The following is an 11609-nucleotide window of genomic DNA, read 5'->3' as shown; positions in this document are numbered from 1 at the left end:
CCGCTCGCGCAAAGCTACGCACTCGACCCCTACGCGCCGTTCCCCGCCTTCATCGACACCGGCGTCGCGCTGGTAGACAAGGCCAACGTAGACGCCATGCTCAGCCACCAGAACCAGGCCCCAGTCACCGGCAACCCATAGGAGACGACAACTCAACCCGCGTGACTTTGGGCAGGAGCGCAGGGCTTTAGCTCTCCGAAATCGCCAGCAACATCAAGAGCCTTAGCCTCCGGGTCTTTTTATGCTTTATCCTCACGAGCACCTTTTCCGCAGCCAATCTATCTTCTCGGGCTGCTCTTCGGCCGCGGGAATCATCACGCCTCGAGATTCTTACGGAGCCAATTCAGGACAACACGCCGCTCTTCCTGCCCCGCCCTGCGGACCTGGGAGAGCAGCCATAGACCGGTTAGCTTTTCTGTCTCAATGATTTTGAAGCCTTCGACGCATATGGAACATGCCGCCGCCAAATTGGAAAGCTTGTCCTTGCCACCAAGTTTCTTGTCAACGACATAGTCAATATGAAGACGGACTCTTTTACCCGTCGCCGTGTCAGTTTCTCCTGGTCCAATGCCGCACATGTAGCAAGTGAACCCGTCATGATCAATCGCTGCGGCGCGAAGCCTCGCGGATACGGCAGACGAAAATACAATGCTGCTTCGATTGCTTGCGCTGGAACTATTCATATTTCTTATCCATGACCATCCGTGATTCCTCAACCCTCATCCATATTGTTTCAAACACAGCAGTACTTTACGTCAAAACGACGCACGCCAAGTCTCCGGTCGCAGAATCACCGCATCCTCCAATGGTGGGCATATGGTGAAGATGCGGGGTGTGCTGGCGAACAGATGAACCCTATAGATTTGCCATTCGGTGGGCCGCTCCATCGCCAGTTCGCGTTCATTGCGTGTCAGAAAGAATGGAGTCCGCGCCGCTCCATTTGTTGTCTTGACTTCGATTAATCGCTCTCGCCCGCTCTGCTCGAAGGAGAGAACGTCATAGCCTGCTCCATCGCCGTCTTCATGTGCTACCCAACGCACCTTTCGAGCTAGATCCCGGCAGTTCTCGCTCTCAAGTCGGAGCCGTTCAACTTCAAGCACGAAGGCTTCACCGGACTTGCCGAGATTACGATTCAGATAGTCCCTCTCGACAGGATCGAACTTGCGCACAAGCCGATTAAGACCAGCAGGGATTTTCCGATCCCCTTTAGTAGGTGTTGGCGATTCGACAAAAACCGTCGGAGTCGGCGTGGGCGTCGAAACTGGTTGAGCCATTTCAAGAACCGCGTGATGCTGCGTAAGGTAGCGATCAATCGCATCAAAAATGGAGTTCTGGTAGTTCTTCTTGGGTATATAGCCCGGAATCCAAGGAAGCCCAAGCTCCTCCAACACAGCAGAGATGTTCTGATGCTTGAACTCCACAGAGCGGTGTGATCGGCCAATTTGGGCCATCAGCGTCGTGGAATGTCTGGACTTCACATATGGCTGCCCCGACAGATCAGCATCGAGCATGACGAAATAGTCCGCGACAATCGCGTCAAGTTCGTCGTCTTGCCACGGTGTTCCAAACTTGCTTTCGTCGGGCATGGGATTTCGCAGTCATCCAATCATAATCTTGCCCTGAAGAATCAGGAACATAGAATCGTTGGAGCATCTGAGAGGAAAACTACTTGACACCACACACTGTGTGTTATACAGTGTGTTCAGCACAGTATGAGCCCAGCCGCCCAAACCGAACTCTTCGACTCCCTTCGCCTCGAACTCCGCCGGGGATGCCTCGTCGTCGCCGTGCTGGCGCAGTTGCGTCAGGAGCACTACGGCTACACACTCCGCAAGTCGCTGGTCGAGGCTGGCCTCGAGATCGAAGAGAGCACGCTCTATCCGCTGCTGCGACGTCTGGAGACGCAGGGCCTGCTCACCAGCCAGTGGCGCGAAGAGGACAAGCGCAACAAGCGGTTTTATCGGCTAAGCGCCGAGGGCGAGGTGGTGCTGGGGCAACTGCTGGACGAATGGAGAGGCATCAACCGCGCCGTCGAGCGGATTTTGGGTGCCGCGACCTCGCACGAACGAAAGACCGACGGAGAGGAGAGTTAGCCATGGAGCTTCTGGAGCGTTATCTACAGGCAGTCGGCGAGCATCTTCCGGCAAGCAGCAGGCAGGACACCATCGCCGAGCTGCGCACCAACCTGCTGGCCGAGATGGAGGGCCGCGAGGAGGAGCTGGGCAGGCCGCTGACCGAAGACGAGGCGGCGAAGATCCTCGAAGCCCACGGAATGCCGATCATGGTCGCGGCGCGCTATCGGCCGCAGCACTCGCTCATCAGTCCGGCGCTGTTTCCCATTTACTGGTACACACTCAGGAAGAGCTTCCCCTTGCTGGTGCTGGCCTACGTCGTCGTCGAAGGCATGCGGATTGTCGTTCAGGGCCAGCCGCTGTCGGAGCTTCCCGCTGCCCTCGCCCACTTCTGGAGCATCGCGCTGATCTACTGGGCGATCATCACGCTGGGCTTTGCAATCTTCGAGTATCTCCAGCAAACGCAGCACACAAAGTTCGCCCTGCCTCACTGGAGCGTCCGCGACCTGCCGAAGCTTGAGCGCACAGAGAAGGCGCCGTCGCTGATTCACGACATAGCCGACGTCATTGTGAGCATCGGGGGAGTCCTGTGGCTGCTGGCCGTACCGAACCATCCGTACCTGATCCTCGGGCCGGGCGCGAAGTTCGCGCACCAGATGCCGTTCGCCCTCGCGCCCCAGTGGCACGTCTTCTACTGGCAGCTCATGGCGGTGTTTATCGCGATGGCCACGCTGAAGGGGCTGACGCTGTCTCCGGGGCTGCGTCCGCACAGAGACTGGCTAAAGCTTGGCTCGCAGGCGCTCGGCATCGGCATTCCGCTGATCATGCTTCAGTTGAAGCCATTCTTTGTTCCCAACGCGGGCTCGACCCAAACCGTGCAGTCACTGGCAGTCATCAACACTGGCATCGCGCTCGGCTTGAAGATTGCAGTGGCGGTTGCCGGAGTTAAGCTCCTCTGGGACCTGTGGCAACTCGTTCGCAGGCGCACAGGCAGACAGCCCGGTTTCGCGGCGATCTGGTAGAGGAACATCGCGCTGCACTTCATCACGAGGCAGCGTAGTTCGCCTCGTGATGAAGTGCTCCCGGCAAAATCGCTACAATAAAGACATGATCCGGAAAACTCGCCTCTTTACCCCTGGCCCGACGCCACTGCTCCCTGCCGCCCAGTTCGCCATGGCTGCCGCCGACATTCATCACCGCACGCCGGAGTTCCGTGCGCTGTTCACCCGCGTGCTCTCGCAGCTCAAGGACTTCGTCGGCACCAAAAACGACGTCATCATCCTGTCCAGCTCGGGCACCGGAGCCATGGAAGCCGCCGTCTCCAACCTCACCAGCCCCGGCGACCGCGTCCTCGTCCTCACCGCCGGCAAGTTCGGCGAGCGCTGGAGCGCCCTCACCAAGGCCTTCGGCTGCCACGTCGATGTCATCGAGAAGCCTTACGGCCAGACCTTCGACCTCGCCGAAGTCAAAGCCGCGCTCAAGCTCGAAACCCGCGCCGTCTTCGTCCAGGCCACCGAGTCTTCGACCGCCGTGCGTCACGACGTCGAAGCCATCGCCGGGCTGCTTAAGGCGGAAAAGTCCGAGGCGCTGTTCGTCGTCGATGCCATCACCGGCCTCGGCACCACGCACCTCGACATGGACGCCTGGGGCGTCGACGTGCTCATCGGCGGCTCGCAGAAGGCCGTGATGATGCCTCCCGGCCTCAGCTATCTCGCCATCAGCCAGCGCGCCTGGGACCGCATGGAGTCCACCTACAACCCGCGCTACTACTTCGACCTGCGCAAGGAGCGCAAGAACGCCGCCAAAGGCGAGAGCGCGTACACACCGCCCGTCTCGCTGATCGCCGCGCTCGGCGCCTCGCTCGACTATATCGCCGGCCAGGCCGAAGGCAACCTCGCCGAAGGCCGCAAGAAGCTCGTCGATAACGCCGAGACCTGCGCCGCCATGACCCGCGCCGCCGTCGAAGCGATGGGCCTGAAGCTCTTCGCGCCCAAAGGCTACGAGGCCGCCGCCGCAACGGCGATCCTGCCGCCCGAGGGCACCGACTCCGGCATCATCGTCAAGGGCCTCAAATCGCGCTTCGCCGCCATCGTCACCGACGGCCAGGGCGAGATGAAGGGCCATCTCTTCCGCATCGCCCACATCGGCTTCTTCGACTACATGGACACGATCGCCATCATCGGAGCCTTCGAGCAGGTCGTCGCCGCAGCCAAAATCCTCCCGGGCTTCGAGTTCGGCAAAGGCCTCATCGCCGCCCAGAAGGTCTACGCCGACCGGGTCAAATAGACACTATTACGGGAACCCACGTCCGGATTCTTCAGACGTGAGTTCCCAAATTATTTAAGGAGCCTCTGATTAAGTCTCCGATTTTTGATCCGTCATTCTGAGCGAAGCGAAGAATCCCCGCATTTCTTTTCTGCGCCGATTCCTTCCGGGCCCTCCGATACTTAATCAGAGCTTCCTTAAGTCGTCATTCTGAGCGCAGCAGCCTGCCCTGAGCGAAGTCGAATGGGAAGAATCCCCGCATTTTGCCCGCAGATGCGGGTGCCCACCCATGCGCGGCTTCATGCGCATGGGCGGGAATGAACACACTCCAACCGCCAACCTTTTGCACTCCCCTTGCATTTCCATTCCGTACCCTGAGCGAAGTCGAAGGGGGAGGAATCTGCTGCTTCTCCCGCCGCAGCTGTGCCCTGCTGCGAAGAAAAAAGCTCATCAAGCTACCCGACGCCATCATCCTCGCAACCGCCGAAGTCGCGGGACGCGAGTTGCTGACCCGCAATATAAAGGACTTCCCCGCAGGCACTCGCGGGGTCAAAATCCCATACACGCTTTGAACAACCTCTCCTGCGCTTTCCACAAATGGTATGTCAAGCCTCCAAACCACCCAACCCACTCAAACCAAAGCCGATCGAGTTGGCGGTTTAGTTTCCTCCTTCCAGTAAAATAGAAATAGGAGACACAGAAGCCCCGCTTGGCGTGGGGCTTTTTCCTTTGCTGTTCAGAGTACCCGGAAGCCATAACCCGTGTAGATCATGGACTTTAGCGGAACAGCCCTTGTAAAATAAGGGGTTTACAGGCACCCGGCGGGCAAGTCCGAACCTAAGTCCAGTGTTTGAAGGACTTTGCACAAAAAGCAGGGGAGGGGGTACCCGCCCATCCATCGCCCGGCACGCAGCCGAAAACTCTTGCCAGCGATACCAAGTAAACTAAAGACTCGCACATCCCCAGTTCTTCCGACGCCAACGCCGCAACGATGCGGCCACTTTGCTGACACGCAGCAGGAAGAGGAATACAGAGTCTCCATGAAGATCGTTCTCGCCGAAAAAGTCTCCCCCGCCACCCTCGCCGTCTTCCAGCAGGAGCCCGGCTGGCAGGTCGTCACGCATGACCAGATCAAGAATGGCCTCGCCGCCGAGCTGGCCGACGCCGACGCGCTCGTCGTTCGCTCCGCCGTGCAGGCCGACGCGCAGTTGCTCGAGTCCGCCCCGAAGCTCCGCATCATCGGCCGCGCCGGAGTCGGCGTCGACAACATCGACACCCCCGCCGCCACGCACCGCGGCATCGTCGTCATGAACACGCCCGGAGCCAACGCCGTCGCCGTAGCCGAGCTGACGCTTGGCCTGATGGTCTCGATGGCCCGCAGCGTGCCCCGCGCCAACGCGACCATGCACGCCGGCAAGTGGGAGAAGAAGTCGCTGCAAGGCTCCGAGCTGCGCGGCAAGACGCTCGGCATCGTCGGCCTGGGCCGCATCGGCCTTGAGGTCGCGCGCCGCGCCGCCAGCTTCGGCATGAATCTCATTGGCTACGATCCGTTCGTCGCGCCCGTCATCGCGCGAGAGAACAACGTCACCCTCGTGCCCATCGACCAGATCTTCAAGGACTCCGACTACCTCACGCTCCACGTCGGCCTGACGCCCCAGACCGAGGGAATGATCAACGCGGCCTCGCTCAAGGTGATGAAGAAAGGCATCCGCATCATCAACTGCGCGCGTGGCGAGCTGATCGTCGAAGAGGCGCTGGCCGAGGCCATCAAGTCCGGCCACGTTGCCGGAGCCGCGCTCGATGTGTTTCACAAGGAGCCGCTCAAGGACTCGCCCTTCTTCGAGCTGGAGAACGTCATCCTCTCGCCCCACATCGCCGGGTCCACCGACGAGGCGCAGGAGGCGATCGGCATCCAGCTCGCCCGCCAGGTCAGCGACTACCTGAAGCTCGGCGTCGTACAGAACGCGGTGAACCTGCCCAGCCTCACACATGAGGAGTACGTCGAGGTCGCGCCCTACATCGAGATGGCCGAGCGCCTCGGCCACTTCCTCGCGCACTCCGCGCCGGGCAATCTCGAGAGCATCCAGATGACCTACAGCGGCCGCATCGCGCAGGGCAAGACGGACCTCATCCGCAACGCCGCCATCGCAGGCATCTTCTCCGGCTCGGAGGGCAATGGCGAGAACGGCACGCACGCCAACCGCATCAACGCCGCAGCCATCGCGGCCGAACGCGGCGTCCGCGTGCAGGAGGAGAAGAAGGAGTTCACCACAGGCGGCGCGGGTTCCGTGCTGAAGATTGTTCTGCACTCCTCCGAAGGCGAGACGAGCGCGTCAGCCACAGTGCTGCACGGCAGCTCGCCGCGCCTGCTGACCTACGACGGCATCGACATCGAAGCGCCGCTGAACGGAACGCTGGTCGCCATCCGCAACCACGACGTGCCCGGCGTCATCGGCCGCATCGGCACCATCCTCGGCGAGCACCAGGTGAACATCGCCAACTTCGCCCTGGGCCGCGCCGGAGCAGGCTCCAGCCGTGCGCAGCGCGTGCCGCAGGGACAGGCACTGGCCGTGGTCCAGATCGACGTGCCCTCGGCAGCCGCAGCCAACGCGGCCATCGAAGCCCTGCGCAAGGTCGAAGCCATCGCCAGTGTTCGGCTGATCGAGTTGGGAAAACTGTAACTTGAACTCAACGGATGAAGCGCAGGCCATCGCGCTTCATCCAGTACCATCGCAACAGAGAACAGACCATGCCGCTTTACGAATACGAATGCACTGCCTGCCATCGTCGCACGGAGAAGATTCAGAAGTTCTCCGACCCGGAGATCACCGTTTGCCCACACTGCGGCGGGACGCTCGAACGGCTCATCCACGCGCCTGCCGTCAGCTTCAAAGGCGGCGGATGGTATGCGGACGGCTACGGCAACGCCAAGCCGAAGTCCTCCGGCGAGGGCGCAAGCAAAAGCGCAAGCTCTGCCACCACGTCTGCCTCCGACTCAAGTAGCGCGAGCAGCACTGCTGTCTCAACGCCTGCGACTGCAGCGCCTGCCAGCGCACCGGCTGCCGACAAAAAATAGCCGGGGACGGCGGCTTTACTCCTGGCCGATGTCCTCGTTCCAGATCTCAGGATGCTCCGCGATGAAGCCGGTCAATAAATCCGAGCATTCCTGAGAATCCAGATCGATCACCGTAACACCGATCGACTTCAGCCAATCCACGCCTCCGGCGAAGTTTCTGCTCTCGCCCACGACGACGGTACGGATTCCGAACTGCCGAATCAGCCCGCTACAGTACCAGCAGGGCGCCAGCGTCGTCACCATGATTTTGTCTCGGTAGGACCGCTGCCGGCCCGCGCGGCGAAATGCGTCCGTCTCGCCGTGGATGGAAGGGTCGTCCTGCTGCACGCGCCGGTTGCGTCCCGAAGCCAGCAGGCGTCCCTCGCCGTTGAAGAGCGCAGCACCAATCGGAACTCCGCCCTCGGCGCGTCCTGTTCGTGCCTCCTGGAGCGCGACCTCCAGCATCGCGCGATGATCCAGCATTTTTTCTGCCACGCTACTCCTTCTTCTTGGGTACTTTTGCTCCAGCCTTGCGTGCCTCGGACAATCCGATGGCGATTGCCTGCTTCCGGCTGGTCACTTTCCTGCCGCTGCGGCCGCTCTCGAGCTTGCCTTGCTTCATCGCCTTCATCTCGCGCTCGACGCTCTTGCCCGCGGCCGGGCTATACTTCCGCGTCGATTTCTTCTTCGATGAAGACTTTTTAGCCGAACTCTTTTTGCTCGCCGATTTCTTCGCTACCTTCGCTACCTTCTTCGTCGCCATGGAGTATCCTCCCTTTCCTTTAAGAGGCGAAGTCGATGTGCACGAGTTGCACGGCGGTCATCGTGATCGCCTGCGCCTGACTACAACAAGCCCCACCAGCAGCACGACGGCGGCCACGCCCAGCGTGCGTTTGGTGATCTTCTCGATCCACGAAGGCGTTCGCGCAAGCGAGCCGTTCTGCCACGCATCATGCACCGCTATCAAATCAGCCGACAGGCCCGGAATCGTGATCGCGTGTAAATCCGTCGTCGGCAGCGAGCCGAAGATGCGCTCCGGCTCGGGCTTGCTGCCGCTGCGGTCCTTCGGAATTGCCGCGATCAGCGCGTTCGCCTCGGCATCACGCGGGTCGTTGAACAGCGCATCGTCGGCGGTGTTCGGAAACAGGGTCGCGCGGCCGGTCATCTTCTTCTCAATCGCCGCAACGCTGTCCTGACAGACGCCGAGCGCGTAGTAGCCGCCGAAGGGAAGCTCAGGATTCGCGGCATGAAGATGCAGATACGCGACCGTCATCCGACCAGCCAGCCGGGTCACTTCAAGGGCGTCTGCTCCGTCGTAGGTGTGGGCGTGACGGCCCAGCACCCATGCCTGGTCCTGCGTGTCCATGGTGCGGAACTCGGCCTTGCCGTCGATGCCGAAGTACCAGCTCACGTCTGCGTTGATCTTCGGCCCGCGAATTCTCCACTCGTACTCGGCGTGGCTGACAGGAACGAGCAGTGGACGCTTCGTGCCGGGGACAAGTATCTGCGAGTCCACAAAGAAGGGCATCATCACTTCCTGTCCCTTGTAGTGGAAGTGGCCGAAGTTGGCGAAGTAGCGCGCGTCGTAGACCTCGACCGTGTGGCCTGTCATGGTGAGTGCTTCGATCAGTGCTTCTGGGGTCGTTGCGCTGTGACCGGAGATCGTCGCGGTTGCCGTCGCGTGGCCGTCCACGCCGTTCAGGCTCAGGCGATTGAGCGCGTCAGCCATGCGCTGGCTCTCGGCGTGCTCAGGCGCAAGCTCCGGGTTTGGCCCGTCGCCGCGCACCACGCCCGCGCCCAGGTCGGTGACGATTCCTTCCGTCGTAAATCCGGGCAGCGTGGAAGGATGGTCGAAGCTGATGGTCTCGGCGCGCTCGGGCGCGTAGTCGCCGAGATCGAGGTAGGTCTTTATCTGCTCCGGCGTCAGCGCGCTTGCGGGTGCGCCCGGAGGACGCGCGGCGAGGCTTTCCAGCGCGGCATTCTTTCCCGCAACATGCGACACGACGCGCACCGTAGGGTTGATCTCGCGCATTGTCCAGCCGGGAAAGCGGTCGAGGCCCTGCCAGTCCCTGCCCAGAATCAACTCACGCAGGCGCTTCATCAGCGCGGGCGTCATCAGCGTTGGGCCGCGCTTGCCGCCGTTGTTCAACTGCGCGAGCAGAGCGTCGGTGAAGCCGGGCGTAGCCGAAAGCTCGCGCATCATCCCGGCCAGCAGCACGGTGTTCGGAGGCATCGGCGCCTCGGGCACGACGTAGGGCGCGTCGCCCCGGCAGCCAATCAGTCCCAGCAGAACGCCCACACTCACCCCGCGGCAAAGCAGTCTGGACAACGAGCCTTGCTTCAGCATCCGCCCATTAAACCCTAAACCTGCACGAAAAACTTAACACCGATTGCCACCGATTGCACCGATCATAAAAGCAACTACGAAATCGACCACGGATTTACACAGATGCTCACGGATTTAAGACCTCTATCCGTGAAATCCGTGGTCGATTTTAATCGGTGGCAATCGGCGGTAAGTTTGTTCAGTTATCGAGCTTCTTCGTCACCAGCTCGTTCAGCAGCGCCGGGTTGGCCTGGCCCTTCGAGAGGCGCATGACCTGGCCGACGAAGAACGCTGCGACCGTCTTTTTGCCGCCGCGATACTGCTCGACCTGCTTGGGGTTGGCGGCGATAACTTCGTCGATCATCTTCTCGATAGCGCCCGCATCGGAGATCTGCCGCGGCTTGTCGCGCTCGTAGATCTCGGGGAAGTCCTTGCCTTCGGCGAAGCAGGCATCGAGCAGTTGCTTGAGCATCTTGCTTGAAAGCTCGCCGGACTCGGCGAGGTCGGCAGCCATGACGACGCCGTCCATCGAGACCGGCGAATGCTCCGGCTCAAGCTCGGCTGCACGCAGGCGCATGGTCAGCTCGCTGGTCAGCAGAGCGGCAACTCGCTTCGGACTCTTAGCCTTCTTCGCCGCCGTCTCGAAGCGGTCGGCGAATGCGCGCGTGGCGGTCAGCGTGGCCGCGTCCTGCGCGGAGAGGTCGTAGGTGGCGATCATGCGCGCGCGCCGCGCCTCGGGCAGCTCGGGCAGGTCCTTCAGAATTTCAGCCTGCCACGCCGCGCCGACGACCAGCGGCGGCAGGTCCGGCTCGGGGAAGTAGCGGTAGTCGTGCGCCTGCTCCTTCGAGCGCATGGAGTAGGTGCGGCCCTCGGCGTTGTTCCACAGGCGCGACTCCTGCACTACGCGGCCTCCCTCTTCGAGCACGCCGATCTGCCGCTCGATCTCGTACTCGAGCGCGGCGCGGATGTAGCGGAAGCTGTTGACGTTCTTCACCTCTGCTTTGGTGCCGAACTTTTCCGCGCCTTTCAGCATCACGCTCACGTTGGCGTCGCAGCGCAGCGAGCCTTCGTCCATGTTGCAGTCGCTGACGCCGGTGTAGAGCAGAATTTCTTTCAAGCGCGTCAGGTACTCGAAGGCCTCGTCAGGCGTGCGCAGGTCGGGCTCACTCACGATCTCGACCAGCGGGGTGCCGCAGCGGTTCAGGTCGATGTAGGTCTTCGAGACGGAGTCGGCGAAGCCGTCATGCACGCTCTTGCCGGCGTCCTCTTCCATGTGCAGGCGCGTTACGCCGATGCGCTTCGTCCTGCCTTCGGCGGCAGGTACGTCAATCCAACCATGTTCGGCGATGGGCTTGTCGAACTGCGAGATCTGATAGCCCTTCGGCAGGTCGGGATAGAAGTAGTTCTTGCGCGCGAAGATGCTGGTCTCGCGGATTTCGCAGTGAATGGCCTTCGCAGCCAGCACGGCGAATTCAACGGCCTTGCGGTTCAACACAGGCAGCGCGCCGGGCAGGCCCAGGCAAACCGGGCAGACGTGCGTATTCGGCTCGCCGCCGTACTGATTGATGCAGCCGCAAAAGGCCTTGGTGGCGGTCAGGAGTTGAACGTGAACCTCCAGCCCGATGACAGGCTGGTACTTGGCAAGAATCTCCGGCGAGAGCGCAGTGGCGGTGGACATGGTCAGCTTGATTTTACCAAGCGCGCTGATAAGCTGGCCGCCACTGCCCATACCTTTCGGCGCTGCACGGCATCAGATGCGCATGGGCATCAGGATGTAGCGGTACTTGACGTCCTCGTTGCCGTCTTCAGGACGCATCTGACCGGCGCTCTGGGCGTCCTTGAATTCGAGCCTCACCTCGCCGGTGTTGCCAATGGCCTTCAAGAAGTCGAG

General features: G+C 61.3%; 11 protein-coding genes and 1 pseudogene. 5 read left to right on the top strand and 7 right to left on the bottom strand.

Annotation, left to right across the window (positions count from 1 at the left end; all coding sequences use genetic code 11):
* Positions 1-314: 314 nt before the first annotated feature.
* Positions 315-683, bottom strand: coding sequence for an HNH endonuclease (locus VFU66_RS07730; protein WP_326445668.1), 369 nt, complete (start codon positions 681-683; stop codon positions 315-317).
* A 72-nt stretch (positions 684-755) separates the two neighbouring features.
* The gene (locus VFU66_RS07725) at positions 756-1586 is read right to left on the bottom strand and encodes a protein NO VEIN domain-containing protein (protein WP_326445667.1); all 831 of its coding nucleotides are present in this window, start codon (positions 1584-1586) and stop codon (positions 756-758) included.
* A 126-nt stretch (positions 1587-1712) separates the two neighbouring features.
* On the opposite strand from VFU66_RS07725, the gene VFU66_RS07720 reads away from it, so the two are divergent.
* The 5 genes from VFU66_RS07720 (at position 1713) to VFU66_RS07700 (ending at position 7413) form a co-directional block, all read left to right on the top strand.
* On the top strand, positions 1713-2093 hold the full coding sequence (locus tag VFU66_RS07720; protein WP_326445666.1) for a PadR family transcriptional regulator: 381 nt from the start codon (positions 1713-1715) through the stop codon (positions 2091-2093).
* A 2-nt stretch (positions 2094-2095) separates the two neighbouring features.
* Positions 2096-3094 carry a hypothetical protein gene (locus VFU66_RS07715; RefSeq protein WP_326445665.1) on the top strand — a complete coding sequence of 333 codons (999 nt, stop codon included), beginning with the start codon at positions 2096-2098 and terminating at the stop codon, positions 3092-3094.
* Between the two features lie 85 nt (positions 3095-3179).
* Entirely contained in the window at positions 3180-4358 is a 1179-nt protein-coding gene (locus VFU66_RS07710) for a pyridoxal-phosphate-dependent aminotransferase family protein (RefSeq protein ID WP_326445664.1), read from the top strand.
* A gap of 1019 nt (positions 4359-5377) precedes the next feature.
* Positions 5378-7018 (top strand): phosphoglycerate dehydrogenase, encoded by a 1641-nt coding sequence (gene serA / locus VFU66_RS07705; protein ID WP_326445663.1) that lies wholly within the window; start codon positions 5378-5380, stop codon positions 7016-7018.
* A gap of 14 nt (positions 7019-7032) precedes the next feature.
* Positions 7033-7413 (top strand): FmdB family zinc ribbon protein, encoded by a 381-nt coding sequence (locus tag VFU66_RS07700; protein ID WP_326445662.1) that lies wholly within the window; start codon positions 7033-7035, stop codon positions 7411-7413.
* A 15-nt stretch (positions 7414-7428) separates the two neighbouring features.
* On the opposite strand, the gene VFU66_RS07695 is transcribed toward VFU66_RS07700, so the two are convergent.
* The 5 genes and pseudogenes from VFU66_RS07695 to VFU66_RS07675 form a co-directional block, all read right to left on the bottom strand.
* The gene (locus VFU66_RS07695; RefSeq protein WP_326445661.1) at positions 7429-7887 is read right to left on the bottom strand and encodes a nucleoside deaminase; all 459 of its coding nucleotides are present in this window, start codon (positions 7885-7887) and stop codon (positions 7429-7431) included.
* A 1-nt stretch (position 7888) separates the two neighbouring features.
* Entirely contained in the window at positions 7889-8155 is a 267-nt protein-coding gene (locus tag VFU66_RS07690; protein ID WP_326445660.1) for a DUF6496 domain-containing protein, read from the bottom strand.
* A 57-nt stretch (positions 8156-8212) separates the two neighbouring features.
* The gene (locus VFU66_RS07685; RefSeq protein ID WP_326445659.1) at positions 8213-9721 is read right to left on the bottom strand and encodes a hypothetical protein; all 1509 of its coding nucleotides are present in this window, start codon (positions 9719-9721) and stop codon (positions 8213-8215) included.
* Positions 9722-9917: 196 nt separating this feature from the next.
* Positions 9918-11396 carry an Asp-tRNA(Asn)/Glu-tRNA(Gln) amidotransferase subunit GatB gene (gene gatB, locus VFU66_RS07680; RefSeq protein WP_326445669.1) on the bottom strand — a complete coding sequence of 493 codons (1479 nt, stop codon included), beginning with the start codon at positions 11394-11396 and terminating at the stop codon, positions 9918-9920.
* 72 nt (positions 11397-11468) lie between these two features.
* Positions 11469-11609, bottom strand: a pseudogene (locus tag VFU66_RS07675) (DNA polymerase III subunit beta); the annotation flags it as partial.

It is taken from the genome of Edaphobacter sp., assembly GCF_035763405.1.
Classification (GTDB): Bacteria; Acidobacteriota; Terriglobia; order Terriglobales; family Acidobacteriaceae; genus Edaphobacter.
Note: the sequence above shows the minus strand (reverse complement) of the source record. Positions and strands in the feature narration are given on the sequence as shown.

Excerpts from the sequence above, each read along its gene's own strand:
- VFU66_RS07725 (WP_326445667.1), bottom strand. The coding sequence starts at position 1,586 with ATGCCCGACGAAAGCAAGTTTGGAACACCGTGGCAAGACGACGAACTT.
- VFU66_RS07715 (WP_326445665.1), top strand. The coding sequence starts at position 2,096 with ATGGAGCTTCTGGAGCGTTATCTACAGGCAGTCGGCGAGCATCTTCCG.
- VFU66_RS07700 (WP_326445662.1), top strand. The coding sequence starts at position 7,033 with ATGAAGCGCAGGCCATCGCGCTTCATCCAGTACCATCGCAACAGAGAA.
- serA (WP_326445663.1), top strand. The coding sequence starts at position 5,378 with ATGAAGATCGTTCTCGCCGAAAAAGTCTCCCCCGCCACCCTCGCCGTC.
- VFU66_RS07690 (WP_326445660.1), bottom strand. The coding sequence starts at position 8,155 with ATGGCGACGAAGAAGGTAGCGAAGGTAGCGAAGAAATCGGCGAGCAAA.
- gatB (WP_326445669.1), bottom strand. The coding sequence starts at position 11,396 with ATGTCCACCGCCACTGCGCTCTCGCCGGAGATTCTTGCCAAGTACCAG.
- VFU66_RS07710 (WP_326445664.1), top strand. The coding sequence starts at position 3,180 with ATGATCCGGAAAACTCGCCTCTTTACCCCTGGCCCGACGCCACTGCTC.
- VFU66_RS07720 (WP_326445666.1), top strand. The coding sequence starts at position 1,713 with ATGAGCCCAGCCGCCCAAACCGAACTCTTCGACTCCCTTCGCCTCGAA.
- VFU66_RS07730 (WP_326445668.1), bottom strand. The coding sequence starts at position 683 with ATGAATAGTTCCAGCGCAAGCAATCGAAGCAGCATTGTATTTTCGTCT.